The 26,234-nt window shown below is 68.2% G+C and carries 21 protein-coding genes and 1 riboswitch; of the genes, 12 read left to right on the forward strand and 9 right to left on the reverse strand.

Translation table 11 applies throughout. From position 1 onward, the window contains the following. Positions 1–27 precede the first annotated feature (27 nt). From AC1DW0_RS08515 to AC1DW0_RS08530, 4 genes are all read right to left on the reverse strand, one after another. Positions 28–696, reverse strand: a complete 669-nt coding sequence (locus AC1DW0_RS08515) for a hypothetical protein (RefSeq protein ID WP_477945392.1) — start codon at positions 694–696, stop codon at positions 28–30. Beyond that, positions 693–1,589 (reverse strand): ABC transporter ATP-binding protein, encoded by an 897-nt coding sequence (locus tag AC1DW0_RS08520; RefSeq protein ID WP_477945393.1) that lies wholly within the window; start codon positions 1,587–1,589, stop codon positions 693–695. The genes AC1DW0_RS08515 and AC1DW0_RS08520 overlap by 4 nt, the downstream gene beginning before the upstream one ends. After that, positions 1,586–1,930 carry a GntR family transcriptional regulator gene (locus tag AC1DW0_RS08525; protein ID WP_477945394.1) on the reverse strand — a complete coding sequence of 115 codons (345 nt, stop codon included), beginning with the start codon at positions 1,928–1,930 and terminating at the stop codon, positions 1,586–1,588. The genes AC1DW0_RS08520 and AC1DW0_RS08525 overlap by 4 nt, the downstream gene beginning before the upstream one ends. Before the next feature lie 142 nt (positions 1,931–2,072). Next, complete coding sequence (locus AC1DW0_RS08530; protein ID WP_477945395.1) at positions 2,073–3,275, reverse strand: HD-GYP domain-containing protein; 1,203 nt, start codon at positions 3,273–3,275, stop codon at positions 2,073–2,075. Positions 3,276–3,358: 83 nt separating this feature from the next. Continuing rightward, positions 3,359–3,430: riboswitch (S-adenosyl-L-homocysteine riboswitch) on the forward strand. 19 nt (positions 3,431–3,449) lie between these two features. On the opposite strand from AC1DW0_RS08530, the gene metH reads away from it, so the two are divergent. The 3 genes from metH (at position 3,450) to AC1DW0_RS08545 (ending at position 7,310) form a co-directional block, all read left to right on the forward strand. Beyond that, on the forward strand, positions 3,450–6,152 hold the full coding sequence (gene metH / locus AC1DW0_RS08535; protein ID WP_477945396.1) for a methionine synthase: 2,703 nt from the start codon (positions 3,450–3,452) through the stop codon (positions 6,150–6,152). Positions 6,153–6,246: 94 nt separating this feature from the next. Beyond that, positions 6,247–6,816, forward strand: coding sequence for a glycine zipper 2TM domain-containing protein (locus AC1DW0_RS08540; protein WP_056192176.1), 570 nt, complete (start codon positions 6,247–6,249; stop codon positions 6,814–6,816). 44 nt (positions 6,817–6,860) lie between these two features. Continuing rightward, positions 6,861–7,310, forward strand: a complete 450-nt coding sequence (locus AC1DW0_RS08545) for a glycine zipper 2TM domain-containing protein (protein ID WP_477945397.1) — start codon at positions 6,861–6,863, stop codon at positions 7,308–7,310. Between the two features lie 9 nt (positions 7,311–7,319). Here AC1DW0_RS08545 and AC1DW0_RS08550 read toward each other — a convergent pair whose 3' ends face one another. From AC1DW0_RS08550 to AC1DW0_RS08565, 4 genes are read right to left on the reverse strand one after another with little or no spacing between them, the layout of a single operon-like run. Continuing rightward, complete coding sequence (locus tag AC1DW0_RS08550; RefSeq protein ID WP_477945398.1) at positions 7,320–9,665, reverse strand: diguanylate cyclase domain-containing protein; 2,346 nt, start codon at positions 9,663–9,665, stop codon at positions 7,320–7,322. 11 nt (positions 9,666–9,676) lie between these two features. Then, entirely contained in the window at positions 9,677–10,639 is a 963-nt protein-coding gene (locus tag AC1DW0_RS08555; protein WP_477945399.1) for an ABC transporter substrate-binding protein, read from the reverse strand. 8 nt (positions 10,640–10,647) lie between these two features. Then, positions 10,648–11,628 carry an ABC transporter substrate-binding protein gene (locus tag AC1DW0_RS08560; protein WP_457390544.1) on the reverse strand — a complete coding sequence of 327 codons (981 nt, stop codon included), beginning with the start codon at positions 11,626–11,628 and terminating at the stop codon, positions 10,648–10,650. 2 nt (positions 11,629–11,630) lie between these two features. Continuing rightward, the gene (locus AC1DW0_RS08565; protein WP_457390545.1) at positions 11,631–13,145 is read right to left on the reverse strand and encodes a YifB family Mg chelatase-like AAA ATPase; all 1,515 of its coding nucleotides are present in this window, start codon (positions 13,143–13,145) and stop codon (positions 11,631–11,633) included. 325 nt (positions 13,146–13,470) lie between these two features. Here AC1DW0_RS08565 and AC1DW0_RS08570 point away from each other — a divergent pair, with 325 nt between their 5' ends. From AC1DW0_RS08570 to AC1DW0_RS08605, 8 genes are all read left to right on the forward strand, one after another. Beyond that, positions 13,471–14,208 carry a TorF family putative porin gene (locus tag AC1DW0_RS08570; RefSeq protein ID WP_056192317.1) on the forward strand — a complete coding sequence of 246 codons (738 nt, stop codon included), beginning with the start codon at positions 13,471–13,473 and terminating at the stop codon, positions 14,206–14,208. 15 nt (positions 14,209–14,223) lie between these two features. Continuing rightward, positions 14,224–14,562 (forward strand): P-II family nitrogen regulator, encoded by a 339-nt coding sequence (gene glnK, locus AC1DW0_RS08575; RefSeq protein ID WP_056192325.1) that lies wholly within the window; start codon positions 14,224–14,226, stop codon positions 14,560–14,562. A 35-nt stretch (positions 14,563–14,597) separates the two neighbouring features. Beyond that, positions 14,598–16,112, forward strand: a complete 1,515-nt coding sequence (gene amt / locus AC1DW0_RS08580) for an ammonium transporter (RefSeq protein WP_457350938.1) — start codon at positions 14,598–14,600, stop codon at positions 16,110–16,112. Positions 16,113–16,200: 88 nt separating this feature from the next. Next, positions 16,201–17,346 (forward strand): GGDEF domain-containing protein, encoded by a 1,146-nt coding sequence (locus AC1DW0_RS08585; RefSeq protein ID WP_477855944.1) that lies wholly within the window; start codon positions 16,201–16,203, stop codon positions 17,344–17,346. Positions 17,347–17,554: 208 nt separating this feature from the next. After that, a complete protein-coding gene (gene gshA, locus AC1DW0_RS08590; RefSeq protein WP_056192333.1) occupies positions 17,555–18,820 on the forward strand; it encodes a glutamate--cysteine ligase in 1,266 nt (421 codons plus the stop codon). 68 nt (positions 18,821–18,888) lie between these two features. After that, positions 18,889–20,889: a M13 family metallopeptidase gene (locus tag AC1DW0_RS08595; RefSeq protein ID WP_477945400.1), complete on the forward strand. Its 2,001-nt coding sequence runs from the start codon at positions 18,889–18,891 to the stop codon at positions 20,887–20,889. Positions 20,890–21,038: 149 nt separating this feature from the next. After that, positions 21,039–22,922 (forward strand): potassium transporter Kup, encoded by a 1,884-nt coding sequence (locus AC1DW0_RS08600; protein WP_477945401.1) that lies wholly within the window; start codon positions 21,039–21,041, stop codon positions 22,920–22,922. Beyond that, the gene (locus AC1DW0_RS08605) at positions 22,922–24,244 is read left to right on the forward strand and encodes an APC family permease (RefSeq protein WP_477945402.1); all 1,323 of its coding nucleotides are present in this window, start codon (positions 22,922–22,924) and stop codon (positions 24,242–24,244) included. The genes AC1DW0_RS08600 and AC1DW0_RS08605 overlap by 1 nt, the downstream gene beginning before the upstream one ends. Here AC1DW0_RS08605 and AC1DW0_RS08610 read toward each other — a convergent pair. Next, the gene (locus AC1DW0_RS08610) at positions 24,241–25,014 is read right to left on the reverse strand and encodes a class II glutamine amidotransferase (RefSeq protein ID WP_477945403.1); all 774 of its coding nucleotides are present in this window, start codon (positions 25,012–25,014) and stop codon (positions 24,241–24,243) included. The genes AC1DW0_RS08605 and AC1DW0_RS08610 overlap by 4 nt on opposite strands. A gap of 42 nt (positions 25,015–25,056) precedes the next feature. On the opposite strand from AC1DW0_RS08610, the gene AC1DW0_RS08615 reads away from it, so the two are divergent. Continuing rightward, positions 25,057–26,232 carry a benzoate/H(+) symporter BenE family transporter gene (locus AC1DW0_RS08615; RefSeq protein WP_477945404.1) on the forward strand — a complete coding sequence of 392 codons (1,176 nt, stop codon included), beginning with the start codon at positions 25,057–25,059 and terminating at the stop codon, positions 26,230–26,232. The last annotated feature ends 2 nt before the right edge of the window (positions 26,233–26,234 follow it).

Here is a 26,234-nt window from a genome sequence, read left to right on the forward strand (position 1 = left end):
GGGCGTGAGGGGTTGGTTCATGCCTCCTCACAGGAAGTCGCGCCGACGTGCGGCGGTGAACAGGGGCAGGGACAGGGCGAGGACGGTGAGCGCCGCTTCAGCGGCGAGGAGCAGCCAGAACGTGCCGTTCCAGACGGGGGTGGCGGCGAGCATGTACTGCCCCACCTCGGGAATGCGGCCGACGCCCATCATGAAGAGCGAGACCGACATGTTCGTGAGGATGATGACGCCGCCCATGCCCGCCTCGGAGCTGATGTTCAGCGCGGCGCACAGCACCAGCGCGAAGTTCAGCAGCAGGAAGACGCACAGCAGCACGGCGTAGGGCAGCAGCCCGTCCGCGATGCCCGGCATGACGAGGATCAGCGCCACCGCGCCGGCGCTTAAGCCAGCCCACGGCAACAGGAAGCTGGCGAGCAGGCCCAGCAGCTTGGCGCGCACATAGTCGCCTGGCGACAGCGGCAGGCTCAGCACGAAAAGCAGCGAGCGCTCCTTGCGCTCGGAGGCGACGCCGAACAGCGCCAGCATGACGCCCAACGCAATGATCGCTGTCAGCCAGACGATGAAGCCGATGTTGAAGCCCACCTCGCCGCTGGCCGCGGTCAGCAGCCCGGCAAAGCCGGCAGCGGTGGCGCCGACGAGCAGCCAGCGGTAGACGTAGAGCTCCTTGGCGACGAGCTTGCGGGTGAGCAGCTTCATGACGGGCGTGCCTCCTGCGCTTGCCTGCTGTGCATGACGGTGGCGACGAAGACTTCTTCCAGGCTCATGCGGTGCACCTCCTGCACGGGCGCGCCGAGGCGGGCGAGGAAGTCGTCGCTGAAGCCGTCGATGGTCAGCGTGACGTTGGGACCGTCGACGTCGCGGTGGACGATCTCTGGCAGACGCCAATCGGGCGCACCGTCCGGTAGCCGCAAACGCAGCGTGCGCCAGCGTTCGAGGAAATCTTCCTTGTTGTTGGACGCCACGACACGGCCACGATCGATGAAGGTGATGCGGTCGGAAATGCGCTCCACGTCCAGCGTGTTGTGCGACGAGAACAGGATGGAGCGGCTGTCGTCGCGCAGCACGTCCATGAACTCGGTCAGCAGCTCCTGGCGGGCGACCGGGTCCATGCCCGAGGTGGGCTCGTCCAGCACCAGCAGGCGCGGGCGGCGAGCCAAGGCCAGCAGCAGCAGAGCCTTGGCCTGCTCGCCGGTGGAAAGGCTCTTGGCGGTCTGCCCCGCATGCAGGCCAAAGCGCTTGAGCAACTGGGTGGCGTACTGCGCGTCCCAGCCGGGGTAGATGGACGCGACGAAGTCCATGTGCCAGGCGAGTGTGGCCTGCGGCAGCAGCTTCATGTCGTCGCTGACGAAACCGACATCGGCTTTGGCGGCGGCCTGGTCTTGAGGCATGTCATGGCCAAGCAGTCGGATGCTGCCGGCGTCGGCCGTCAGCAGGCCCATCAGCAGCCGGATGGTGGTGCTCTTGCCGGCGCCGTTCGGGCCGACGAGCCCCATGATCTGGCCTTGTTCGAGGTCGAGGGACACGTTCTCCAGCGTGAAGAAGCGGAACGCCTTGCGCACGCCGTTCATCTCAATGGCTTTCGCGCTCATTTGTCGGGCTCCTGATTCAGCGCGTTGCGCAGTCGTTCGATCAAATCCGGCTCGGGCATGGCCAGCGACCTGGCAATCTCGCCGGCCGCGCTCAGGTGGGTGTCGAGCTGCGCCAGGCGCATGTCCTTGGCCAAGCCTTGCGCGTCGGCCACAAAGGAGCCCTTGCCGTGGCGGGTGACGATGACGCCTTCGGATTCCAGGTCCAGGTAGGCGCGCTTCACGGTGATGACGCTGATCCGCAGGTCCGCCGCCAGCGCGCGGATGGACGGCAGCTCCTGCCCGGCCGGCCAGTCCCCGGCGGCAACGCGCTGGCGAATCTGCTCGACGATCTGGAGGTACATCGGCCTCGCGTCGGTCTGCGAGATGAAGAGACTGCTGTGCATAATGTGTATACACAGAATATATGCACAGTCCGGCGAATGCAAGCGGCGGAATGAAAAGAGCGGCCCGCGGGCCGCTCTTGCCGGTCGATTCAACCGCCGTCTAGAGCTTCAGCAGGGCTTCCAGATTCACGCGCAGCTTGAAATCCGCCGGTGCCAGGCTGGCCGAGATGGCCTGGGCGGCCAGTCGCGTATCGCGTGGCACGGGGTTGCTCAACGGGCTGCCGCTCTTGCCGATCAATGCAGCGACGAGAGGCTCGTTGGCGCTGAAGCCGCGCTTGAAGACGAGCCCGACTTCGCCATTGGCCAAGCGCACGATGCTGCCGGGTGGGTACAGGCCCACGGTCTTGATCAGCGCCGCGCCGGCTTCGTCAGGCTGGCCGAGTTCGTCGAGGAAGACGGCGCGGGCGGCCGCGGCGCCGCTCATGGCCTGGCGGCTGCGGCGGGGCGACAAGCGCGCGCCGAACAGGTCGATGCGGCGCAGCAGTCGGGCCAGCTTCTCGCCATCGCTGCGGCTGCCGAGCGGGCCGGGCCCGGCCTCGTGATGGAGGCGCACGGCGGTCAGCCAGACGGGGTCGGTGACGCCGACCTGGGCCAGGCGCTGCGCAGCGCGGTCGCCGTGAGCGGCCAGGGCCTGGCGCTGGGCGGGCGTGGCCGCGTCGAGCTGGTTGGCCAGCCGGTCATGGGCGGGGCCGGCGCCGTAGTTCATCGTCAGCGCGGCGCCCTGCAGCGCGCTGCGCAGTTCCGGTGCCAGTTGCATCTGCTGGGCGACCAGGTCGCAGAGCAGCAGCGTCAGCAGCGCGTGACGGGCGCTGTAGTCGCCGAATTCCTGGCTGCTCTCGAAGATCAGCAGCATCAGGGTTGCGTCAGGGTGGGCGTGCAGGCGCTTCAGCGCGGTGTCGCGCAGCGCGGCCAGTCGGGCGGTGAAATCAACCGGATCGGCCTCGCGCAGCAGGCTGTGGGTGTGCAGCAGCAGGTTGGACCAGGCCTCGCGCGGGCCGAGTTCCACCTTGGTCGGTGCCAGAGTGTCGAGCCGGAAACTGCCGTCGGCTTTGACGATGTCGGACAGCGGCACGTCCTGCATGACCATGGTGTCCAGCCGATGGGCCAGCGCGCGCTGGTACTCCATGGTGTCTGCGGAGTTCACCCACGCGCCGCCATCGACGAGGCTGCGCACCAGCGGCGAGTCACGCAGCACCTGGCCGCGCGCGAACAGCAGCTTGCCGTTGGCGTCGAAGAGGTCGTAGGGCAGGGTCATGCCCAGGCGCAGCGTGCGGGTCGGTAGAGGGATGAGTTCAGAGGCCATGGATTGAGGCATTCTCAACGGCCTTCGGCTTCGGCAAGCCGATCTTGAGCGAGGACGAAGGGGTGGCTGCGTAGAATTCCCGGCCATCCGAGGAGCGCTGCGACGGGTTTTCTTGCCTGCCAGGCTCGGATTTCTGAAAACGGCGCTCATCGATCCTCTGCCTGAGCCCCATCGATGACCACGCCCCCTTCGCCTCCTGCACTGAAGCTCTCTGGCCTCGAGCCCGTCGCCATCGATGCCGGCAGCCTGTTCGTCAACATCGGCGAGCGCACCAACGTCACCGGCTCCAAGGCCTTCGCGCGCATGATCCTGGCGGGGGAGTTCGAGAAGGCGCTGGCCGTCGCGCGCCAGCAGGTCGAGAACGGCGCCCAGGTCATCGACATCAACATGGACGAGGCCATGCTGGACAGCCAGGCGGCCATGGTGCGCTTCCTGAACCTGATCGCCGGTGAGCCCGAGATCGCGCGCGTGCCGATCATGATCGACTCGTCCAAGTGGAGCGTCATCGAGGCTGGCCTCAAGTGCATCCAGGGCAAGGGCATCGTCAACTCCATCTCGATGAAGGAAGGCGAGGATGAGTTCCGCCGCCAGGCCAAGCTCGTGCGCCGCTACGGTGCCGCGGCCGTGGTGATGGCCTTCGACGAGAAGGGCCAGGCCGACACCTTCGCCCGCAAGACCGAAATCTGCGAGCGGGCCTACCGCATCCTGGTCGACGAGGTCGGCTTCCCGGCCGAGGACATCATCTTCGACCCCAACATCTTCGCCATCGCGACCGGCATCGAGGAGCACGACAACTACGCCGTGGACTTCATCGAAGCCACGCGCTGGATCAAGCAGAACCTGCCCGGTGCCAAGGTGTCGGGTGGCGTCAGCAACGTGTCGTTCAGCTTCCGCGGCAACGAGCCGGTGCGCGAGGCCATCCACACCGTCTTCCTGTACCACGCCATCCAGGCGGGCATGGACATGGGCATCGTCAACGCCGGCATGGTGGGCGTGTACGACGACCTCGACGCCGAGCTGCGCGAGCGCGTCGAGGACGTTGTGCTGAACCGCCGCGCGGATGCGGGCGAGCGCCTCATCGAGATCGCCGACCGCGCCAAGAGTGCCGGCAAGGACGATTCGGCCCGCCTGGCCTGGCGCGCCGGCGATGTGAACCAGCGGCTGTCGCACGCGCTGGTGCATGGCATCACCGACTTCATCACCGAAGACACCGAGGAAGCCTGGCAGGCCATTCTGGCCAAGGGCGGCCGGCCGCTGCACGTCATCGAAGGCCCGTTGATGGCCGGCATGAACGTCGTCGGCGACCTGTTCGGCCAGGGCAAGATGTTCTTGCCGCAGGTTGTCAAGAGCGCCCGCGTCATGAAGCAGGCCGTGGCCCACCTGCTGCCCTATATCGAGGAAGAAAAGCGGCTGCTGATCGAGGGCGGCGGCGACGCCAAGCCCAAGGGGAAGATCGTCATCGCCACCGTCAAGGGCGACGTGCACGACATCGGCAAGAACATCGTCACGGTGGTCTTGCAGTGCAACAACTACGAAGTCGTCAACATGGGCGTCATGGTGCCGGCCCAGGACATTCTGCGCAAAGCCAAGGAAGAGGGCGCGGACATCATCGGCCTGTCCGGGCTGATCACGCCGAGCCTGGAAGAGATGCAGCACGTCGCGGCCGAGATGCAGCGCGACGACTACTTTTCGTCGCGCCACATGCCGCTGCTGATCGGCGGCGCCACGACCAGCCGCGTGCACACGGCCGTCAAGATCTCGCCGCACTACGACGGCCCGGTGGTCTACGTGCCCGATGCGTCGCGCGCCGTGGGCGTGTGCACCGAGCTGCTCAGCGATGACCGCGCCGCGGCCTATATCGCAGAGCTGAAAGCCGACATCGAGAAGACCCGCGAACTGCATGCCAACAAGAAGCAGACGCCGCTGGTGACGCTGGCTGCCGCACGGGCCAACAAGGCCGTGCTGGACCTGAGCCGCGTCGCGCCCGCCCCGAAGTTCACCGGTCGTCGTGTGCTGAAGAACCTGGACCTTGCGGAACTGGCCCGCTACATCGACTGGGGCCCTTATTTCCAGACCTGGGACCTGGCTGGCCCGTATCCGGCCATCCTTGATGACGCTGTCGTTGGCAGCGAGGCGCGCAAGGTGTTTGCCGATGCGCAGGCGATGCTGAAAAAGATCATCGACGGCCGCTGGCTGCAGGCGCATGCCGTCTTCGGCCTCTACCCGGCCGCGCGCGTCAACGAGGACGACATTGCCATTCGCAGCGAACCGCCCATGGTCTGGCACGGCCTGCGCATGCAGTCAGAGAGGCCCGTCGTCGAAGGAGTGAAGCGCCCCAACCGCTGCCTGTCCGATTTTGTTGCGGAAGAGGGCGACCACGTCGGCATGTTCGCCGTCACCGCGGGCCTGGGCGTCGACAAGAAGGAGGCGGACTTCCTCGCCACCCATGACGACTATTCGGCCATCATGCTCAAGGCCCTGGCCGACCGCCTGGCCGAGGCCGCCGCAGAGTGGCTGCACGAGCGCGTGCGGCGTGAGTTCTGGGGCTATGCGCCGGCCGAGGCGCTGAGCAATGCAGAGCTCGTGGCCGAGAAGTACGAAGGCATCCGCCCCGCGCCCGGCTACCCGGCCTGCCCCGACCATCTCTCCAAGCGCGACCTGTTTCGCGTGCTCGCGCCCGACGAGATCGGCATGGGCCTGACCGACAGCATGGCAATGACGCCAGCGGCCAGCGTCAGCGGCTTCTACCTGGCGCACCCTGACGCGGCGTACTTCAATGTCGGCCGCATCGGCGACGACCAGCTCGCCGACTGGGCCGTGCGCTGTGGCTTGGACGAGACCGAGGCGCGCCGCGCGCTGGCGCCGCTGTTGGGCTAGGTCGACACCCTGGGCCTGAAGCGGTTTCGTCCTACAGGGAGGGCCGCTGTAGGGGCGGCATGCTTCGGGTCATACCAACCACATCGGAGGCCCCATGTCGACCCCCATGAATTCCGTCAAGTCCACGCAGATCGTCGCCGGCGTCGCCGTCGTGCTGGCGCTGCTCGGTGGCGCCTATGCAGTGGGCCGGTCGCAGACGGTCACCAGTGAGCCGATTGCCGCGACGACACAGCAGCAGACCACCGCCGCACCGCAACGGCTGGCCAGTGCCGACCCGGTACGCCAGGCCCAGCCGGCGCCCGTGGTTGAAACCCAGGCCCCGCCCGCGCTGTGCGACAGCTGCGGCCGCGTGACCGACGTGCATACCGAGGCGCGCCGTGGCAAGGGCAGCGGCGTCGGTGCCGTGGGCGGCGCCGTCGTCGGCGGCCTGCTGGGCAATATGGTGGGTGGCGGCAACGGCAAGAAGCTCGCCACCGTGGCGGGCGCCGTGGGTGGCGGTTATGCCGGCAACGAGATCGAGAAGAACCAGAAGAGCTACAACGTCTGGATCGTGCAGGTGCGCGAGCGTGATGGCCGTCTGCGCCGCTTCGAGCGCAGCGCCGACCCGGGCCTGCGCGTCGGCGATGAGGTCAGGCTGACCGAGAACGGCTTCGTGCGCGCCTGACGCGGCGCGAAGCCAGGGCAGGGCGGGTTCCAAGGAGTGATGCGATGAAGTTGCTGATTGCCACCGCGGCCCTGGCGGCCACCCTGTCCACTTCCGTTCGCGCCGAGGACAACCCGGCCCCGGTGCTGTCCGTCCCGACGCAGGCTCAGCGCAGCGCGCTCTGCGACGGCTGCTTGTGGGTGCAGGAAATCCACAGCGAGACCCGCAAGGGCAAGGGCAGCGGCCTGGGTGTCGTGGGTGGTGCCGTCATTGGCGGCCTGCTGGGCAACCAGGTGGGCGGCGGCACCGGCAAGAAGCTGGCGACCGTCGGCGGGGCTGCCGCTGGCGGCTATGCCGGTAATGAGGTCGAGAAGAACGCCAAGAAGTCCACCGTCTGGGTCGCGCAGGTCGTCGACCGCCATGGCCGTATGCGCAGCGTCGAACTCGGCGCCGATCCCATGCTGAGGGCCGGCGACACCGTGCGCGAGAAAAACGGCCAGCTCGTCAGGCCCTGACGAGGCCTGCTACGACGCGTGCAACCGGTACTGGTTGCGCCCCGCGCCCTTGGCGAGATACAGCGCCTGATCGGCACGGCCGAGCAGTTCCTCGCCGCCGAGTTCGTCTCGCGGGTGAACGGCAATGCCGATGCTCGTCGCTATCGACAGTTCGCCGGCCGATGTGGCAAACGGCCGGTTGATGGCCTCGATGATCTTGCCGGCGACGATCTCGGCCTCGGTGGCAGCGCGCAGGCCTTCCAGCACGACGACGAATTCGTCTCCCGCCAGCCGGCCGACAAAGTCGGTGCCCCTGACCAGTTGCTGCAGCCGCCGCGCAAACTCGCACAGCACCTCGTCGCCGACACCGTGGCCATGGCTGTCGTTGATGAGCTTGAATCGGTCGATATCAAGGAACAGCAGCGCCGTGAAGCTCTGCGCCCGGTGGGCCCGCTTGATCACCGCGGCCAGCTGCTCGTTGAAGCTGTAGCGGTTGGGCAGCCCGGTCAGCGCGTCAGTGCGGGCCAGCTCGGCAAGCTGGCGCTCGAGCTGCCGGCGTTCGGTCACGTCCGTGCTGAGCGCATAGAGGCCGCGGACTGAGCCGTCCTCGGCGATGTCGGGCAGGTAGAGGTTGTGCAGCGAGCGGGCCGCGCCGGCCGCCGTGGATTCGACATGGAACTCGACACGCTCGCCGCCAAGCGCCCGCGCCAGGTGCTCGCGGCGCTGTTCGTACAGTGCCGCCGGCACGGCCTCCGCGACGGTCTTGCCGACGGTGGTGCGGTGATCCAGGCCCGTCCACTTGCTGAAGGTCTCGTTCAGGAACAGCAGGCGCTGGTCCTTGTCGATATAGGAAATCATCACCGGCAGGTTGTCGGCGATGTCACGCAACCGTTTCTCGCTTTCGGCCAGCTTCGCCTCGGCTTGGCGACGTTCCGTGATGTCGAAGGAGACGGAATAGAAGCCCTGGACCTGGCCGGCCGCATCGACGTCGGGCACATAACGCTGCGCGAAGTACAGGGTGCCATCGCCATGGGTCACGAAGGATTCGAACTGGCGGGGCTGCCCTTGCATCACGGCGTCGATATGGGGCTTGGCGATCTCCCACACCGCGTCTCCCCGGATCTCGCGGAAGGTCTGCCCCAGCAGCTCGGAGATGGGGCGCCGCAGCACGCGCTCGGCGGCAAGGTTGCCAAAGTCCGCGCGCAGGTCCTTGTCGAAGTGGGAGACCACAACGGGGATGTTGTCCGTGATGTCCTTCAGCCGATGTTCCGAAGCCTGGACGGCCAGCTCGGCGGCCTTGCGTTCGGTGATGTCCATCGACACCGAATAAAAGCCCACCACCGTGTCGAGCGCGTCGCGCCTGGGTACATAGAGTTGATGGAAATGCCGCTGCGCCCCGGGCAGTGCCTGCGTGCTGTCGAACTCGACGGACTGACCCTGCAGCACAGCCTCGATGTGGGGTTGCAGTTGCCGCGCCCCGTCCTCGCCGCGCACGTCGCTGACGTGCTTGCCGACAAGCGCTTCGGCCGGCACGCCGTAGATCCGCCCGGCCGTTGCATTGGCGAACACGATGCGGGCGCCGGCATCGAACTCGGTGATGAGCACGGGGACGTTGTCCGCAACGGCGCGCATGCGTTGCTCGGCTTCGCGCAGCTCGCCCGTGCGGCGCTGCAGGGCGATGGTCATGGCGTCAAAGCGGCGCTTGAGGGTGCCGAGCTCGTCCCGGGCCGTGCTGCCGAACAACGGCACCTGCTCGCCGCGCTCGAGGGCCTCGGTGGCCTGCGTGAGCAGGGCCAGCGGCCGCAGCACGCGGCGCACGCCAACACTGGCCAGTACGACCAGCAGCATGCTGAAGGCGACCACCGCGGCCATGGTGACCTGCTCGTGCACGTCCTCCGCGAGCCTGCGCGCGTCGCCAGCGTTGCGTGACCAGCGGAAGGCCGCGTCCGCCATGGCCTGGGTGTCGCCGAGCAGCAGCTCGAAGGCCTGGTCGTGGCGGCGGCGCTGGAAGTCGCTGTCTGGCGCGGCTGCCGTTTTCAGCGCGCGCTCAAAGAGAGCAGGCAGCCGGCCGGCCGCGTCTCTCAGCAACTCGACTTCGGCATGCGCTGATCCCTGAAGATCGGCGCCTGCCAGGTCACGCACGATGTTGGCGTGCCAGCTCTTCCACTCCGAGACCGAGAGCTCGTCGCGCTCGCGCTGGAACACGTAGGTCGCGCCGACCAGGCCCGCCACGTCGCGCGCCACCTGCTGCGCCCGTTGCTGCTGGGCTTCCGCGCGGCCTTCCAGCCGGGTGGCGGTCCACATCGCGACGATGGCCGACGTGCCCACCAGCGCGGCGACGGCCCCAGCGGCAATGAAGAGGGAGCGGATCTTCATGGTGGTGCAGGTCAGCGAGGCAGGCCGACGGCGTTGGGCAGCACGGCACGCAGCGGCGCGGCGTCGACCAAGGCGCGGTAATCGGCAGGCTTCCTGCCGGTGGCATAGCCCTCCCGCACCGCCCAGTTCGCCTGCGACTGCAGCGTGCGCAGCAAGGCCTCGTCCAGGGACAGCTCGGCGTGGGTGCGCTGCATCGACCAGCGCGCAAAGCCGGGCTCGACGCCCAGCCGGTTCACGAAGATGGCCTCGGCCCGGCGCGGCTGGGCGCGGATGAATTCGTTGGCGCGGTGGATGGCCTTGAGGAAGCGCTCCAGGTCGGGCCGCCGCGCCTTCAGGACGCTCGTCTGGACCACGAGGTTGAAGGTCTGCTTGTAGTCCCCGGATTCGCTCAGCACGACACCGTCCACGCGCGGGCTGTGCGCCGCCGCATAGGCAAAGGGCTGGAAGACGGCCACCGCGTCCACCTGGCCGGCGGCCATGGCGTCCAGCGCGCCCTCGGGCTGGATGGCGACCTGCAGGACGTTCTTGGGATCAACATCGTTGTTGAGCAGGAAGGTGTCCAGGAAGTATTGGGCCGAGGTGCCTTTGACGACGCCGACGCGCTTGCCGATGAGGTCGCGGGCGGCCTTGATGCCGGCGCTGCGGCGGGTGACCAGTTCGACGTCGCTGGATGTGCTGGAGAAGGTCGCGATGACGGAGAAATCGGTGCGTTCGAAGGATTCGAAGGCGATGGCGGTGTCGGCAGCCGTGCCGAGGTGGGCCTGGCCTTCGGCCATCAGCTTCAGGCAGCGGCGGCCGCTGGGCGCCTCGATGGCCTTGACCGTCAGGCCTTCGGCCTCGAACAGACCTTCGGACAGGGCCACCAGCACCGGCAGCGAATGCGGCGACCGGGACACCGCCACGGTCAGCGGCGCCGCGGCGACGGTACCTGCCAGCCATGCCACCAGCAATGCCAGCAGGCGTCGTGTGTTCAAGGCGAACCTCATCGTGTCAGCGTGACCGAGCCCGGGGCGAGTGACTGCAGCGGGCGGGCGTCGATCAGCTGCTGCATGGAAGGGACCGGTTCCGTCGCCTTGCCGTCCTGGCCCAGTTGCCAGCGGATCTGGCTGAGCATCGTCGCCGGTAGCGAGGTATGCAGGGCGAGTCGGTAGTCCTGCTCGGCCATCAGGCGCTGCGCCACGGCGGCGCTGACCTTCAGGTTGGCCGCCAGGATGGCCTGGGCCTCGTTGGGCGATTCGGCGATGAAGCGCTGGGCCCGCAGCAGGGCACGCAGGACTTTCTCGAAACGCGGCCGGTCCCGGTCGACTGCGCGGGCCTGGGCCACGATGCAGAAGTGCTGGGTGTAGACATGGGCCGAAGGCAGGCGGACCGCATCGGCGCCAAGCCGCTCCTCGATGCGGGCCGCCTCCGGCTCCCACACGACCGCCGCGGCGGCCTTGCCCTGCTGCACGAGATCGCCCAACGCGCCGGGCTCGGCGAAGCTCAGCTTGACGCGGTCGGGGTCGATGCCTTGATAGGTGAGCCAGCGGTCCAGGAAGTACTCGGCCGAGGTGCCCGCCACCGTGGCGATGCGCTTGCCGGCCATGTCCCGGCTCTCGCGCACGCCGGCGCGCCGGCTGGCGATGAGCTTGATCTGAGCGGTCGACTCGCCGATGGACGCCAGGATGGTGACGGCCGGTGTCTGCGCAGCCGTCATCGCGACGGCAAATTCGGCGCCCGCGGCGACTTCGGCGACGCCAGAGCGCAGCGCGGCCAGGCAGGCTTTGCCGCTGTTGCAGGGAATGCGTACGACGTCCAGCCCCTCGGCCTGGAACAGGTGCTGCTCGATGGCGACCAGCAGCGGCAGGGCGACCGGGCCGCTGGGCACGGCAATGCTGATCGTCGCGGCCTGCGACGGCACCGCGATCGCCGCCAGCAGCAGCGCGGTGGCCAGCCCGAGCGCCAGCCCGATGCGGCGGCGCATGGTCAGCCCGCCTGCCCGGGCAGCCCCCGGCGGAGCTGGATGGCTTCGGCGACATGGGCGCTGCCAATCGCCGCCGCTCCCGCCAGATCGGCCACCGTGCGGGCCACGCGCAGCACGCGGTGAAAGCTGCGTGCCGACCAGCCCAGGCGCTCGGCCGAGCGCTCCAGCAAAGCCTTGGCTGCGGGCTCCAGCACCGCATGTTCGGCCAGGTCCTGGGCCTGCAGCTGGGCGTTGGCCACGCCCTGGCGCGCCACGGCCCGCTCACGCGCTGCGGCGACCCGTTCCGCGACGACGGCGCTGGGCTCGCCCGGGGCCAGGTCCTGCAGGTCGCGCGGCGGCACGGCAGCCACTTCGATGAGCAGGTCGAGCCGATCGAGGAAGGGGCCGCTGAGGCGGCCCTGGTAGCGTGAGACCTGGTCCGGCGAGCAGCGGCAGGCTTTCAGGGGGCTGCCCAGATGACCACAGGGGCAGGGGTTCATCGCGGCGACGAGCTGGAAGCGCGCCGGGAATTCGGCCTGGCGCGCGGCGCGCGAGATCAGGATGCGACCGGTCTCCAGCGGCTCGCGCAGGGCTTCCAGCGCGGCGCGGGGGAATTCAGGAAGTTCATCCAGGAAGAGCACACCGTGCTGGGCCAGCGAGATTTCGCCCGGCCGGGGCGGTGAGCCGCCGCCCACCAGCGCCACGCTCGACGCCGAGTGGTGGGGCGAGCGCAGCGGGCGCAGCCCCCAGCGCGCGATGTCGAACTGGCCGGCCAGGCTGAGCACGGCGGCGGATTCCAGCGCAGCCTCGTCATCCAGCGCCGGCAGCAGCGCGGACAGGCGTTGCGCCAGCATGGACTTGCCGGTGCCGGGCGGACCGACCATCAGCAGGCTGTGGCCGCCCGCCGCGGCGATCTCCAGCGCCCGCTTGGGGCCGGCCTGGCCCTTGATGTCGGCGAGATCGGGCAGGCCGCGTGCGGCCTCGCGGGTCAGGGCGATGGCGCGCGGCAGGGCTTCGCCGTCGGGCTGCAGGGCCGCCACCACGTCAAGAAGATGGCGGGCCTGCCGCACCACCAGGCCGTCGACGAGGGCCGCCTCGGCGGCGCTGGCCTCGGGGAGCAGCAGTTCTCGCTCGCCACCGTCCTGGCGCAGCGCCAGGGCCATGGCCAGGGCGCCGCGCACTGCGCGCACCTCGCCGGCCAGCGACAGTTCGCCCGCACACTCGAAACGCGCGAGCCTGGCGGCATCGATCTGGCCGTTCGCGGCGAGCAGGCCCAGTGCCATCGGCAAATCAAATCGGCCGCCTTCCTTGGGCAGGTCGGCCGGGGCCAGGTTCACCGTGATGCGCTTGTTCGCTGGGAATGACAGCCCGCTGTTCTGCAGCGCCGCGCGCACGCGCTCGCGGGCTTCCTTGACCTCGGTGTCTGCGAGCCCGACGACCGTGAACGACGGCAGGCCGTTGGCCAGATGGACTTCCACGGTGACCGGCGCGGCGGCGAGGCCATCGAGAGCGCGGCTGTAGACGGTGGCGAGACTCATTGAAGGTCGGCTGGCGGGGGTAGTTGACGCTGGCGGCTGCATTGATCGTGCCGGGGGCGGACGATCCCGGCATCAGTGCGGCTCCTGAGCCGGCGGGCCAGTCTAGCCGCCGGTCCGTCGCAGATCGGCCCGGTGCTTCTCCCAGGAATGCACCGTATAAGTGCCATCCAAACCGCACGAAGATCCAATTTGGTGCAAATGCCTGACTTGGGGGCGCGACCCGCCCAGATTCGTGCGGGGTGACAAGGTGTGACGCTTGGCACGGAAGCTGCAAATACCCCGCCGGATCGAAACCCCCCACTTTTTTACTCAGGAGCTCCCCGCCATGAAGTTGTCCCCTTCGCTGCTCGTTCTGGCACTGGCCGCGGCCGCTCTGCCTGCGTTTGCCGATGAGCCGGCGCCAGCGCCGGACCCGTTGTCGTTCAACGTCGGCGTCGTCAGCGAATACCGCTACCGCGGCATTTCCCAGTCGCGCCTGAAGCCGGCCCTGCAAGGCGGCCTGGACTACGCCGCGCCGAGCGGTTTCTACGTGGGCGCCTGGGCGTCGACGATCAAGTGGATCAAGGACGCGGGCGGCGACGGCCAGGTCGAGGTCGACCTGTACGGCGGCTACAAGACCGAAGTCGCCACGGGCCTGACGCTGGACGTCGGCGTGCTGCAGTACTACTACCCCAGCAACAAGCTGTCCACCAGCGCCAACACCTTCGAAATCTACGGCGCACTCAGCTACGGCCCCGTGACGGCGAAGTACTCCAACACCAACGGCACCAACCTGTTCGGCGTGCCGGGCACCAAGTACAGCGGCTACTTCGACGTGTCGGCCAATTTCGACCTGGGCGATGGCATGACGCTGACGCCGCACATCGGCCATCAGACGATGCGCCACGTGCCCGCCGGCTCCTACTCCGACTACTCGCTGACGCTGGCCAAGGACTTCTCCGGCCTGGTGCTGAGCGGCGCCGTGATCGGTACCGATGCCGACAAGAGCTTCTACGCCAGTCCCGCCAACGGCAAGTTCATGGGCAAGACCATGCTGGTTGTCGGCCTGAAGAAGACCTTCTGATTACTGGAGAGCGACATGAAATTGATCACTGCCGTCATCAAGCCCTTCAAGCTCGACGAGGTGCGTGAGGCCCTGAGCGCCATCGGCGTGCAGGGGCTGACGGTCACCGAAGTCAAAGGCTTCGGGCGCCAGAAGGGCCACACCGAGCTGTACCGCGGCGCCGAATACGTCGTCGACTTCCTGCCCAAGGTCAAGATCGAGGCCGCCGTGAACGACGACGTCGTCGAGCGCGTCATCGAGGCCATCGAGTCCTCCGCCCGCACCGGCAAGATCGGTGACGGCAAGATTTTCGTGTCGCCGCTGGATCAGGTCGTACGCATCCGCACCGGCGAAACCGGCAACGACGCGCTCTGAAGCGCGTCCATAACAACCGTTTGGAGATCACTCAAATGAAGAAACTCCTCGCCGGCCTTGCGCTTGCCGCCGGCCTGCTGGCGCCGGCCGCCTGGGCCCAGGAAGCTGCTTCGGCGCCTGCCGCCGCCGTGGCGGCCACGGCTGCTCCCGCAGCTTCCGCAGCCGATTCTGCCGCCTCCGCGCCGGCTGATGCAGCCTCTGCCCCGGCCGCTGCCGTGCCCAACAAGGGCGACACCGCCTGGATGCTGCTGTCCACGCTGCTCGTCATCATGATGACGGTGCCTGGCCTCGCGCTGTTCTACGGCGGCCTGGTGCGCAGCAAGAACATGCTGTCGGTGCTGATGCAGGTCATGGTCGGCTTCTCGCTGATCGTCGTGCTGTGGGTGCTGTACGGCTACAGCTTCGCGTTCACCGAGGGCAATGCCTTCATCGGTGGCACGGATCGCCTCTTCATGAAGGGCATCTGGGACAACGTCGCAGGCACCTTCGCCACCGGCGGCACCTTCAGCAAGGGTGTGCCGATGTACGAGATGGTGTTCGCCGTCTTCCAGGCCACCTTCGCCGGCATCACCGCCTGCCTGATCATTGGTGCCTTCGCCGAACGCATCAAGTTTTCGGCGGCCCTGGCCTTCCTGACGCTGTGGTTCACGTTCAGCTACCTGCCGATCGCCCACATGGTCTGGTTCTGGATGGGCCCGGATGCCTACTCCGCCAAGGAAGTCGCCGATGCGATGAACGCCAAGGCCGGCTATATCTGGCAGATGGGTGCGCTGGACTTCGCCGGCGGCACCGTGGTGCACATCAACGCCGCCGTTGCGGGCCTGGTGGGTGCCTTCATGATCGGCAAGCGCGTCGGCTACGGCAAGGAGCAGTTCACGCCGCACAGCCTGACGCTGACCATGGTCGGTGCCTCGCTGCTGTGGGTGGGCTGGTTCGGCTTCAACGCCGGCTCCGCACTGGAAGCCAACGGCTTCGCGGCTCTGGCCTTCATCAACACCTTCGCTGCCACGGCTGCCGCCGTGCTGGCCTGGTGCGTGGGTGAAGCGCTGCTCAAGGGCAAGGCCTCGATGCTGGGTGCTGCCTCGGGTGCCGTCGCCGGCCTCGTGGCCATCACGCCGGCCGCCGGCAACGTCGGTATCGGTGGCGGTCTCGTCATCGGCATCGTCGCCGGCTTCGCCTGCCTGTGGGGTGTGTCGGGCCTGAAGAAGCTGCTGGGTGCGGACGACTCGCTGGACGTCTTCGGCGTGCACGGTGTCGGCGGTATCGTCGGCGCCCTGCTGACCGGCGTGTTCGCCTCGCCCAACCTGGGTGGCCCCAGCGCCATGGGTGACTGGGTCACGGCGACCATGATCACGCCGGCCGACTTCTCGATCGGCGCGCAGTTCTGGATCCAGGCCAAGGCCGTCGGCATCACCATCGTCTGGTCGGGCATCGTCTCGCTGATCGCCTACAAGCTGGTCGATATGACCATCGGCCTGCGCGTCACCGAAGAGGAAGAGCGCGAAGGTCTGGACATCTCGTCGCACGGCGAGACGGCCTACCACAAGTGATCCCGGGGACCGGCGCCAAGCTGGCCCCTCTTTCACGCCAGGCCGCCCCTCGGGGCGGCTTTTTCTTGGCCCCTGCGGACCCGCCGTTATGCTGGCCCGTATGGATGTCATCACCCTCCTCGGGGCGGTGCTGGTCAACGCGCTGTTGATGAGCCTGGCGCTGGCCGTCGGCGTTGGGCTGCGCACCCGCAGCGGCTTGCAGGCCTGGCAGTTCATGCTCCTCGGCCAGGCATTCGGCTTCGGCCTGTTGATTGGCGCCACCTTTGGCGCACCGCGCCTGCTGGCGACGCTCGGGGTCATGGCGCTGAGCGGGTCGGCCTCGGCCACGGTGATCACGGCCTGTCGTTTCCTGGGGTTGAGGGCCTCACGGCGCTGGCTGCTGGGTGCGCCGCTGGGGCTGGGCGTCGTGCATGCCCTGGTCTTCAGCGACCTCGGCGTCGCCACCGGCCTGACCAACCTGACCATCGGCGCCCAGATCATCTGGGCCAGCGTGCTGCTGCTGCGCGGCGCGGGCGGCATGCGCTGGCGCTGGTTGTGCGGCGGCGCTGCGCTGGCCAACGGCGCGATGACGCTGGCCCGCGGCTGCCTGGCGCTGGGCTGGCCCGAGATCTATCCGCGCTTTCTCACGCCCAATCCGCTCAACATCGGCTCGATGATGCTGCTCAACGCCAGCCTCGTGCTCGGCACCATGGGCTTTTTGCTGGCGCATCGTGACGCGGCCGAGCAGGCCCTGGTGCGGCTGGCCTCGCTGGACACGTTGACCGGCCTGCTGAACCGCCGCGAATGGATGAACCGCGCCGGCCGGGCGCTGGGGATCGGCGCCACGAGGGAGGCGGCTCCCGTGCTGATGATGCTGGACCTGGATCACTTCAAGCGCGTCAACGACGAACGCGGCCACCCGGTCGGGGACGAGGTGCTCAAGCTCACCGGCGAGGTGCTGCGCGGCGAACTGCGCGCCAGCGACCTGGTCGGCCGCTACGGCGGCGAGGAGTTCTGCCTGCTGCTGCAGCACTGCGAGCCCGAGGCCTTCGGCCGGTTGGACTCGCGCCTGCACATGGCACTGACGCGACGCTGTGAGGCGAGCCTGGGCTTCGTCGTCGACTTCAGTGCCGGCGCCGTGCGCGTCCAGCCCGGCGAGGCCCTGGCCGCTGCCATCAAGCGGGCCGACGATGAGCTCTACCGGGCCAAGCACGCCGGGCGCGGGCGCACCTCCTGCGCGGGCGGCGTCTTGTGATCCGTCCGGTCGCCCCCAGGTGGGTCGACCTGCAGAAGCTGCAAACGAACACCGCACGCCCGCTCATCTCGCCGCAACGCCGCCACTCGGCGTTGCAAAACTTGCCGTAGCCCCCAGCTACGGCGGCGTTTTGCGCCTTGATTGGCGACGCTGCGGCGGTCTGCTCGGCCGCGCAGAGTCCATTCACAGCTTCTGAGATCATTCGGCCATGGTTCCCCATCTGATCACCGCCCTCAACGGCCCCATCAATGAGCTGGAGGCCCGCATCCTGGAATCCATGCCGGCCACGGAACGCTGGTTCAGGCTGGAATGGATGGAGCACACGCCGACCTTCTACGCCTCGGTGGACCTGCGCAATGCCGGCTTCAAGCTGGCGCCGGTCGACACCAACCTGTTCCCCGGCGGCTTCAACCACCTCACGGCCCAGATGCTGCCCCAGGCCGTGCAGGCCGCCATGGCGGCCATCGAGAAGATCTGCCCCGAGGCGCGCAACCTGCTGGTCATCCCCGAAACCGGTGCGCAGTGCAGCTTCTACCTGGACAACCTCGCCACGCTGGCCCGCATCTTCACGCAGGCCGGCCTGAACGTGCGCTTCGGCACGCTGGACACCAGCGTCACCGAGCCCACCGAGCTGCGCATGCAAAACGGCGAGACCCTGGTCGTCGAGCCCCTGGTGCGCAAGCGTGGCCGGCTGATGCTCAAGGGCTTCGACCCCTGCACCATCCTGCTCAACAACGACCTCTCGGCCGGCACGCCGCCGCAGCTGATGGGCTTGCATGAGCAATACCTGCTGCCGCCGCTGCATGCCGGCTGGACGGTGCGGCGCAAGAGCCAGCATTTCCGCGCCTATGAGGAAGTGGCCAAGCGCTTCGGCAAGCTGCTGGGCATGGACCCCTGGCTGATCACGCCCATGTCCAGCAGCGTCGACCTGCACGGCAAGAAGGGCCTGGAGGCGCTGCAGACGGCGGCCGACGCCCAGCTGACCAAGGTGCGCCGCAAGTACAAGGAATACGGCATCAACGAGAAGCCCTTCGTCATCATCAAGAGCGACGTGGGCAGCTATGGCAAGGGCGTCATGACCGTGCGCGACGCCAAGGACATCGAGGGCCTGGCTGCAGCGCTGCCCGAGAACCTGGGCCAGGAGGTCATCGTGCAAGAGGGCGTGCCCACCCACGAGCGCGTGCACGAGGCCGTGGCCGAACCGGTCGTTTACATGATGGATCGCTACGTCGTCGGCGGCTACTACCGCGTGCATGCCCACCGCGGCATCGACGAGAGCCTCAATGCCCCGGGCGCCAGCTATGTGCCGCTGGCCTTCGCCGACTCACCTCATCTGCCCCGCCCCGGCGAGAAGCCTGGAGCGAGCGCTCCCAATCGCTTCTACATGTACGGTGTCATCGGCAGGCTGGCCATGCTGGCGGCCAGCTACGAGCTGGAGGCGACGGACCCGCAGGCGGAGGCGGAAGCGGCCTGAGCGGGCAACTTTCGGCAGGGCGCGGCCTTTGATCTAGGCTGGCGGTTTCGCGCAAACCGCTGCCCCAGATGAAGATCTACCGCCTCGCCGCCCTCGTTCTGTCCCTTCAGTTGGCCGGCCTTGCCGGTGCCGCACCGCATTCCGGCCTCGACCTCGCCGGCATCGACCGCGCCGTGCGCCCGCAGGACGACCTGTTCCGCGCCGGCAACGGCCATTGGCTGTCCACCACCGAGATCCCGGCCGACAAGTCCTCCTTCGGCATGGTGGCCCAGCTGCGCGACCTGTCCGACCAGCGCGTGCGCGCCCTCGTCGAGGGAGCGGCCCAGGCCAAGCCCGGTTCGGCGGAACACAAGATCGGCGCCTATTACGCCGGGTTCATGGACACCGCGGCCATCGACAAGGCCGGCATGGCGCCGATGAAGCCCATGCTGGGCAGCATCGCCGCCCTCCAGACCCGCCAGCAGCTCGCCGCCTGGCTGGGGCGCCAAAACGGCGTCATCGACCAGCCGCTGACGATGGTCGTCGATGCCGACTTCAAGCAGCCCGGCATCAACCGCCTGACGCTGAACCAGACCGGCCTGGGCCTGCCGAACCGCGACTACTACCTGAAGGACGACGCTCGCATGGCCGCCGCCCGCACGGCCTACCAGACCTATCTGCAGGTGCTGTCCGGCGCGGCCGGCCTGCCGGAAGGCGCCGCTGCACGCGCTTACGCCTTCGAGCAGCGTCTGGCCGAGGCCCAGTGGCCGGCCGAGGACAACCGCGACCCGCAGAAGATCTACAACCCGATGACGCCGGCGGAACTGGCCGCCAAGGCGCCGGGCCTGGACTGGGCGGCCCTGCTGGCGGCCGCTGGCGTGCCGGCGCCCGACCGTGTCATCGTGGCCCAGCCCAGCTATGCCGCGGCCGCCGCCCAACTGATGGCCGAGGCGCCGCTGGAGGATGTGCGCGCCTATCTCGCCCTGCGCGCGCTGGATCTGGGCGCCGATGTGCTGCCCCAGCCGCTGAGGGAGGCCCGCTTCGCCTTCCGTGGCACCGCGCTGAGCGGCGCCAAGACCGAGCAGCCACGCTGGCAGCAGGCCGTGGCCGACCTGAACAACAACATGGGCGAGGCGGTCGGCGAGGCCTATGTGAAGCGCCACTTCGCCGCGGCCGACAAGGCCCGCATGCTCAAGCTTGTCAACAACCTGATGGCCGCCTATGGCGAGTCCATCGACGGCCTGGGCTGGATGACGCCCGCCACCAAGGCCAAGGCCAAGGACAAGCTCTCCAAATACCTGGTCAAGATCGGCTACCCCGATGTCTGGCGCAGTTATGCCGCGCTGGACGTGAAGGTGGGAGATCCGCTGGGCAACCGCCAGCGCGCCGCGCAGTTCGAATGGCAGCGCCAGGTGGCCAAGGCCGGCAAGCCGGTGGACAAGCGCGAATGGGGCATGACGCCCCAGACCGTCAACGCCTACTACAACCCGACCTTCAACGAGATCGTCTTCCCGGCCGCCGTGCTGCAGCCGCCGCTGTACAACACCCGCGCCGACGACGCGGTCAACTACGGCGCCATCGGGGCCGTCATCGGCCACGAGATCAGCCATGGCTTCGACGACGAGGGCAGCCAGTTCGACGGCGACGGGGCGCTGGCCAACTGGTGGACCGATGCCGACCGCCAGGCTTTCGAGAAGGTCGGCGAGCGCCTGGTGGCCCAATACGCCGCCTACGAGCCCATTGCGGGCAAGCATGTGAACGGCAAGCTGACGCTGGGCGAGAACATCGCCGACCTGTCCGGCCTGCAGATCGCCTACAAGGCCTATCTGCGCTCGCTGGGCGGCAAGCCGGCCCCGGTCATCGACGGCCTCACCGGCCCGCAGCGCTTCTTCATGGGCTGGTCGCAGGCCTGGCGCGAAAAGATGCGCGAGCCGCGCCGCCTGCAGCAGCTGACGGCCGACCCGCATTCGCCGGCGGAATTCCGCGCCAATGGCGCCGCCGTCAACCACGACGGCTTCCACGAGGCCTTCAAGACCCAGGCCGGCGACGGGATGTTCAAGCCCGCGGAGGCGCGCATCCGCATCTGGTGAGAGGGTCGCCCGCGCTTACGCCTGCAGAGGGGCAGGCGTCAAGCCTCGGAACCATGGTTTTGCTGCGCTGCACAAAAACCCAAAACCGGGCGCAGAATCCCCTCTTTCGAACAACAAAAGCCACTGCTCAAGCCGGTGGCCTTCGCGAAGTGAGTTCTTCTCATGCGGCCCGCAGCCCCTCGGCGCTGGCGGGTCTGACCCTCGGGGCCCTCGGAGTGGTCTATGGCGACATCGGCACCAGCCCGCTGTATGCCCTCAAAGAAGTCTTCCATGGCGGTCATGTCAGCACGACGCCCGAGAACATCCTTGGCGTGCTGTCCCTGCTGTTCTGGACGCTGACCGTCGTCGTTTCGATCAAGTATGTGCTGCTGATCCTGCGCGCCGACAACAACGGTGAGGGCGGCCTCATCGCCATGCTGGCGCTGGCCACCAATGCCGTGAACGACAAGCCGCCGCTGCGCCGCACGCTGATGCTGGTCGGCCTGTTCGGCACGGCCATCTTCTTCGGCGACGCCGTCATCACGCCGGCCATGACGGTGCTGGGCGCCGTCGAGGGCATCGACGTCTATGAGCCGCATCTGCACGACGCGATCCTGCCGATCACGCTGATCGTCATGGTCGGCCTGTTCGCCGTGCAGCGCTTTGGCACCGGCGGCATCGGCAAGGCCTTCGGGCCCATCATGATGCTGTGGTTCCTGACGCTGGTGGCCCTGGGCCTGCCGCACATCTTCGAGAACCCGCGCGTGCTGGCGGCCGTCAATCCCGTCTATGCGCTGCACTTCTGCCTCGAATACCGCTGGGTCGCCTTTGTCGCCCTGGGCGCCGTCGTGCTCGTCGTCACGGGCGGCGAGGCTCTCTATGCCGACCTGGGCCATTTCGGCAAGAAGCCCATACGCATCGCCTGGTATGGCGTCGTCATGCCGGCTCTGGTGATCAACTATTTCGGCCAGGGCGCCATGCTGCTGGACAACCCCGAAGGCGTGAAGAACCCTTTCTTCCTGCTGGCACCCGGCTGGGCCGAGATTCCCCTCTTCCTGCTTGCCACTGGCGCGGCCATCGTTGCGTCGCAGGCCCTGATCACGGCGGCCTTCTCGGTCACCAAGCAGGCCATCCAGCTCGGCATCCTGCCGCGGCTGCGCGTGCTCCACACCAGCGTGCGCGACATCGGCCAGATCTACGTGCCCTTCATCAACTGGGGCCTGTTCAGCCTGGTGATCCTGGCCGTCGTCTTCTTCGGCTCGTCCACCAAGCTGGCCGGGGCCTACGGCGTGGCCGTCACCATCGACATGACGATCACGACGGTGATGACCTTCTTTGTCATCCGCTACGGCTGGAAGTACCCGCTGGTGCCGTGCATCCTGGCCACCGGCCTGTTCTTCCTCATCGACGTCACCTTCCTCGCCTCCAACCTGCTGAAGGTGGCGGCGGGCGGCTGGTTCCCGCTGCTGATCGGCATTGGCATGTTCACGCTGATGCTGACCTGGAAGCAGGGCCGCAAGCAGCTGTCCGACAAGCTGCGCGAAGACGCCATCGAACTCGATACCTTCCTCGAGGCTGTCTTCATCAACCCGCCCACACGCGTGGCCGGCACGGCCGTCTTCCTGTCGGCCGAGAAGGGCTCCACGCCCAACGCCCTGCTGCACAACCTCAAGCACAACAAGGTGCTGCACGAGCAGAACGTCTTCGTCACCGTCAAGCATCACGAGGTGCCCTGGGTCGGCTTCGAGAAGCGCTGCGAGGTCGAGGCCCTGGGCCATTGCTGCTGGCAGGTGGCCCTGCACTTCGGCTTCAAGAACGAGCCTGACGTGCCCGAGGCCCTGGCCCTGTTGAAGAAACATGGCGTGCAGCTCGACGAGATGGAAACCAGCTACTTCCTGAGCCGCGACATCGTCATCCCGACCATCGGCTCGGGCATGGCGCTGTGGCGCGAGAAGCTGTTCGCCAGCATGCACCGCAACGCAGCGGCGGCGGCAGATTTCCTGCACCTGCCGACCAACCGCATCGTCGAGCTGGGCTCCAAGGTCGAAATCTGATGTCTGCGGCGCTGCCCGAGCGCCGCCTCGGTGCCCGGCACGCGGGGGCCTTGTGCGTCGGCATGGTCGTCGGCGCCGGCATCTTCAAGACCTCGCCCATGGTGGCGCAGTCGCTGCCCGACGCAGGCCAGCTCTATCTCGCCTGGGTGCTGGGCGGCGTGCTGTCCTTTGTCGGCGCGCTGTGCTTTGCCGAGCTGGCTTCGGCTTTCCCTGACCCCGGCGGCGACTATCACTTCCTGAGCCGCGCCTTCGGCCGGCGCTTGGGATTTTTGTTCGCCTGGTCGCGCTTTGCCGTCATCCACACCGGTTCTATGGCGCTGCTGGGTTTTGTCTTCGGCGACTACCTCGCCCAGGTGGTGGACCTCAGCCCCTGGCTGGGCACCCATGCCAGCGCGCTGCTGGCCGCCGCGCTGATCGTGTTGCTGACGGGGCTGAACCTGCTGGGCGTGCGCGTGGGTCTGGGCACACAGCTGGGCCTGACGACGCTGGTGATCGCGGGCCTGCTGCTGCTCGGTTGTGCGGCCGGTGCACAACAGCTGAGCGGCCAGCCGCCCGCGACCCAGGGCGCGGCGACGGTCGGCACCGACTGGGGCGTGGCCATGGTCTTCGTCTTTCTGGCCTATGGCGGCTGGAGCGACGCGGCGACCTTGTCGGCCGAGATGCGCGATGAGAAGCGCGGCATCGTTCGCGCGCTGCTGCTGGGCCTCGGCGTCGTGATGGCCCTGTATCTGCTGGCGAACTGGGCCTATGTGCGCGTGCTGGGCCTGCCCGGGCTGGCGCGCAGCGAGGCACCGGCGGCCGAGCTGATGCGCCTTGCTTTCGGCCGCGGCGCCGAGCTGCTGATGGTGGGCGTCGTCACGTTGACCGCGTTGTCGGTCATGAACGCCATCCTGATCGCCGGCCCGCGCACCACCTATGCCGCCGCACGCGATCTCGCGGCCGAGTGGCGGCTGGCGCACTGGAACACGCGCCGCGGCACGCCCAGCGCCGCAGTCATCGCGACCGCCCTCGTGGCCCTGCTGCTGGTGGCCCTGGGCGACCTGACGCGCGGCGGCTTCTCGACCATGGTGGACTATTTGTCGCCGGTCTACTGGTTCTTCCTGGTGCTCAGCGGCGGGGCGCTGATCGTGCTGCGCCGACGCGAGCCCGAGCGGCCGCGGCCCTTTCGCGTGCCGCTGTACCCGTGGCTGCCGCTGCTGTTCAGCGCCTGCAGCAGCTATGTGCTGTGGGCCAGCCTGGTCTATGTGAAGGCGGGCGCCATCGTCGGCGTGGCCGTGCTGGCGGTCGGGGCGCTGCTGTTGCTCGTGTTCAGCAAGCGCTAACCGCCGCAGAGCATCCGCCGCTCGATGCGCCCATCGTGCACATGCACGACCTCGCCCTTGGCCAGCGGCTGCCAGGCCTCGGCGTCGTCGCCCAGCGGTTCCGACGCAATCGCCCAGCCGCCGGGCTGGGGCTTGAGGTAGAGGCTGGGCGGCTTGTCGTCGCTGGCCCAGCGCACCGCCCAGAGCTGCTCGCCGTCGGCCAGGGCGGCCGAGAAGCGCAGCGGCGTGGTGATGCCGCGCACTTCCATCTCGTCCACGATGTCCAGCAGCACCTGGCGCGTCGCCGCCTCCACCGTAGCGCCGGCCTTCACGCGGCCCATGATGAGCAGGAAGAGCAGCTCCGAATCCGTCGCGCCGCGACGCAGGTCATAGAGCTCGTCGCTCAACTGGGCCTCCATACCGCGGCGCAGGCGCGGGAAGTCGCCGATCTGGCCGTTGTGGATGAAGAGGTAGCGGCCGAGGTGGAAGGGGTGGCAGTTCTGCCGGGATACGCCACCACCGGTGGCGGCCCTCACATGGGCCATGAAGAGATGGGAGCGCACATTGGCGCACAGGGCCATCAGGTTGTCGTCGCTCCAGGCCGGCATCACCTCGCGGTAGACGCCCGGCGTGTCGCGCTCGCCATACCAGCCGATGCCGAAGCCGTCGCCATTGGTCACCGATTTGGCTTCCGACGCCTGCAGGCTCTGGCGCACCAGCGAATGGCGCGGCTTGCAGACCAGGTCTTCCAGAAAGATCGCGTCGCCCGAGTAGGCGAGGAAACGGCACATCCGCGGGCCTGTCGTTGATGAAGTGGTGGCTATGCTGGCTGCATGACACGCTTGCTGCAAGACTTTTCGCCCTCAACCGTTGTTGCCGGCTTCGTCGCGGTGCTGGTGGGCTACACCAGCTCGGTGGCCATCATCTTCCAGGCCACCGTCGCCCTCGGTGCCACGCAGGCCCAGACCGCCTCCTGGCTGTGGGCCCTGGGCCTGGGTATGGGCGTCACCAGCCTGGCCCTGAGTCTGTGGACCCGCCAACCGGTGCTGACGGCCTGGTCCACGCCCGGCGCGGCCCTGCTGGCCTCGACCTCGGGCGTGGAGATGCCCGAGGCCATAGGCGCCTTTGTCATCTGCGGCCTGCTCATTGCCTGGGCGGGTGCGAGCGGCTGGTTCGAAAAGCTGATGGACCGCATCCCCGTGGCCATCGCCTCCGCCCTGCTGGCTGGCGTGCTGGCGCGCTTCGGCCTCGACGCGGTGACCAGTGCCAAGACCGCACCCGAACTCGTCCTCGCCATGGCCGCTGCCTATCTGCTGGGGCGGCGCCTGTGGCCGCGCTATGCCGTGCCCGGCGTGCTGATCGTGGGCGTCGTCGTCGCGCTGGCACGGGGGCAGCTCAGCTTCATCGGCCTCGACACGGCCCAGATCTTCGTGCTGCCGGTTTGGACGGCACCGCAGTTCACCTGGCATGCCGCCATCGGCGTGGCCCTGCCGCTGTTCATCGTCACCATGGCCTCGCAGAACCTGCCCGGCGTCGCCGCCCAGCGCGCCAGTGGCTATGCAACGCCGGTGTCCGCCACCATTGCCGTGACCGGCGCGGCGACGACCCTGCTCGCGCCCTTCGGCGGCTATGCCTTCAACCTGGCCGCCATCACGGCCGCCATCTGCATGGGCCGCGAGGCGCATGAGGACCCGGCGCGCCGCTACACGGCCTCCATCGCCGCCGGCCTGTTCTATGTCCTCGTCGGCCTGGCGGGTGGTGCTGTCGCCATGCTGCTGGCGGCCTTTCCGCGCGAGCTCGTCGCGGCCATCGCCGGCCTGGCCCTGCTGGGCACGATTGCCGGCGCGCTGGCCACCTCGCTGAAGGACGAGACCCACCGCGACGCGGCCATCCTGACCTTCCTGGTCTGCCTGTCCGGCATCAGCGTCTTCGGCATCGGGGCGGCCTTTTGGGGTGTCGTGGCGGGTGGCGTCGCCACCCTCGTTGCCAGCTGGCGCCGTCGCCCCTAGGC

It is taken from the genome of Roseateles sp. P4_D2 (genome assembly GCF_056401875.1).

What these genes read in the sequence shown, in the direction of transcription:
- AC1DW0_RS08515 (WP_477945392.1), bottom strand. Translation starts at nt 696, where the DNA reads ATGAAGCTGCTCACCCGCAAGCTCGTCGCCAAGGAGCTCTACGTCTAC.
- AC1DW0_RS08520 (WP_477945393.1), bottom strand. Translation starts at nt 1,589, where the DNA reads ATGAGCGCGAAAGCCATTGAGATGAACGGCGTGCGCAAGGCGTTCCGC.
- AC1DW0_RS08525 (WP_477945394.1), bottom strand. Translation starts at nt 1,930, where the DNA reads ATGTACCTCCAGATCGTCGAGCAGATTCGCCAGCGCGTTGCCGCCGGG.
- AC1DW0_RS08530 (WP_477945395.1), bottom strand. Translation starts at nt 3,275, where the DNA reads ATGGCCTCTGAACTCATCCCTCTACCGACCCGCACGCTGCGCCTGGGC.
- metH (WP_477945396.1), top strand. Translation starts at nt 3,450, where the DNA reads ATGACCACGCCCCCTTCGCCTCCTGCACTGAAGCTCTCTGGCCTCGAG.
- AC1DW0_RS08540 (WP_056192176.1), top strand. Translation starts at nt 6,247, where the DNA reads ATGTCGACCCCCATGAATTCCGTCAAGTCCACGCAGATCGTCGCCGGC.
- AC1DW0_RS08545 (WP_477945397.1), top strand. Translation starts at nt 6,861, where the DNA reads ATGAAGTTGCTGATTGCCACCGCGGCCCTGGCGGCCACCCTGTCCACT.
- AC1DW0_RS08550 (WP_477945398.1), bottom strand. Translation starts at nt 9,665, where the DNA reads ATGAAGATCCGCTCCCTCTTCATTGCCGCTGGGGCCGTCGCCGCGCTG.
- AC1DW0_RS08560 (WP_457390544.1), bottom strand. Translation starts at nt 11,628, where the DNA reads ATGCGCCGCCGCATCGGGCTGGCGCTCGGGCTGGCCACCGCGCTGCTG.
- AC1DW0_RS08565 (WP_457390545.1), bottom strand. Translation starts at nt 13,145, where the DNA reads ATGAGTCTCGCCACCGTCTACAGCCGCGCTCTCGATGGCCTCGCCGCC.
- AC1DW0_RS08570 (WP_056192317.1), top strand. Translation starts at nt 13,471, where the DNA reads ATGAAGTTGTCCCCTTCGCTGCTCGTTCTGGCACTGGCCGCGGCCGCT.
- glnK (WP_056192325.1), top strand. Translation starts at nt 14,224, where the DNA reads ATGAAATTGATCACTGCCGTCATCAAGCCCTTCAAGCTCGACGAGGTG.
- amt (WP_457350938.1), top strand. Translation starts at nt 14,598, where the DNA reads ATGAAGAAACTCCTCGCCGGCCTTGCGCTTGCCGCCGGCCTGCTGGCG.
- AC1DW0_RS08585 (WP_477855944.1), top strand. Translation starts at nt 16,201, where the DNA reads ATGCTGGCCCGTATGGATGTCATCACCCTCCTCGGGGCGGTGCTGGTC.
- gshA (WP_056192333.1), top strand. Translation starts at nt 17,555, where the DNA reads ATGGTTCCCCATCTGATCACCGCCCTCAACGGCCCCATCAATGAGCTG.
- AC1DW0_RS08595 (WP_477945400.1), top strand. Translation starts at nt 18,889, where the DNA reads ATGAAGATCTACCGCCTCGCCGCCCTCGTTCTGTCCCTTCAGTTGGCC.
- AC1DW0_RS08605 (WP_477945402.1), top strand. Translation starts at nt 22,922, where the DNA reads ATGTCTGCGGCGCTGCCCGAGCGCCGCCTCGGTGCCCGGCACGCGGGG.
- AC1DW0_RS08610 (WP_477945403.1), bottom strand. Translation starts at nt 25,014, where the DNA reads ATGTGCCGTTTCCTCGCCTACTCGGGCGACGCGATCTTTCTGGAAGAC.
- AC1DW0_RS08615 (WP_477945404.1), top strand. Translation starts at nt 25,057, where the DNA reads ATGACACGCTTGCTGCAAGACTTTTCGCCCTCAACCGTTGTTGCCGGC.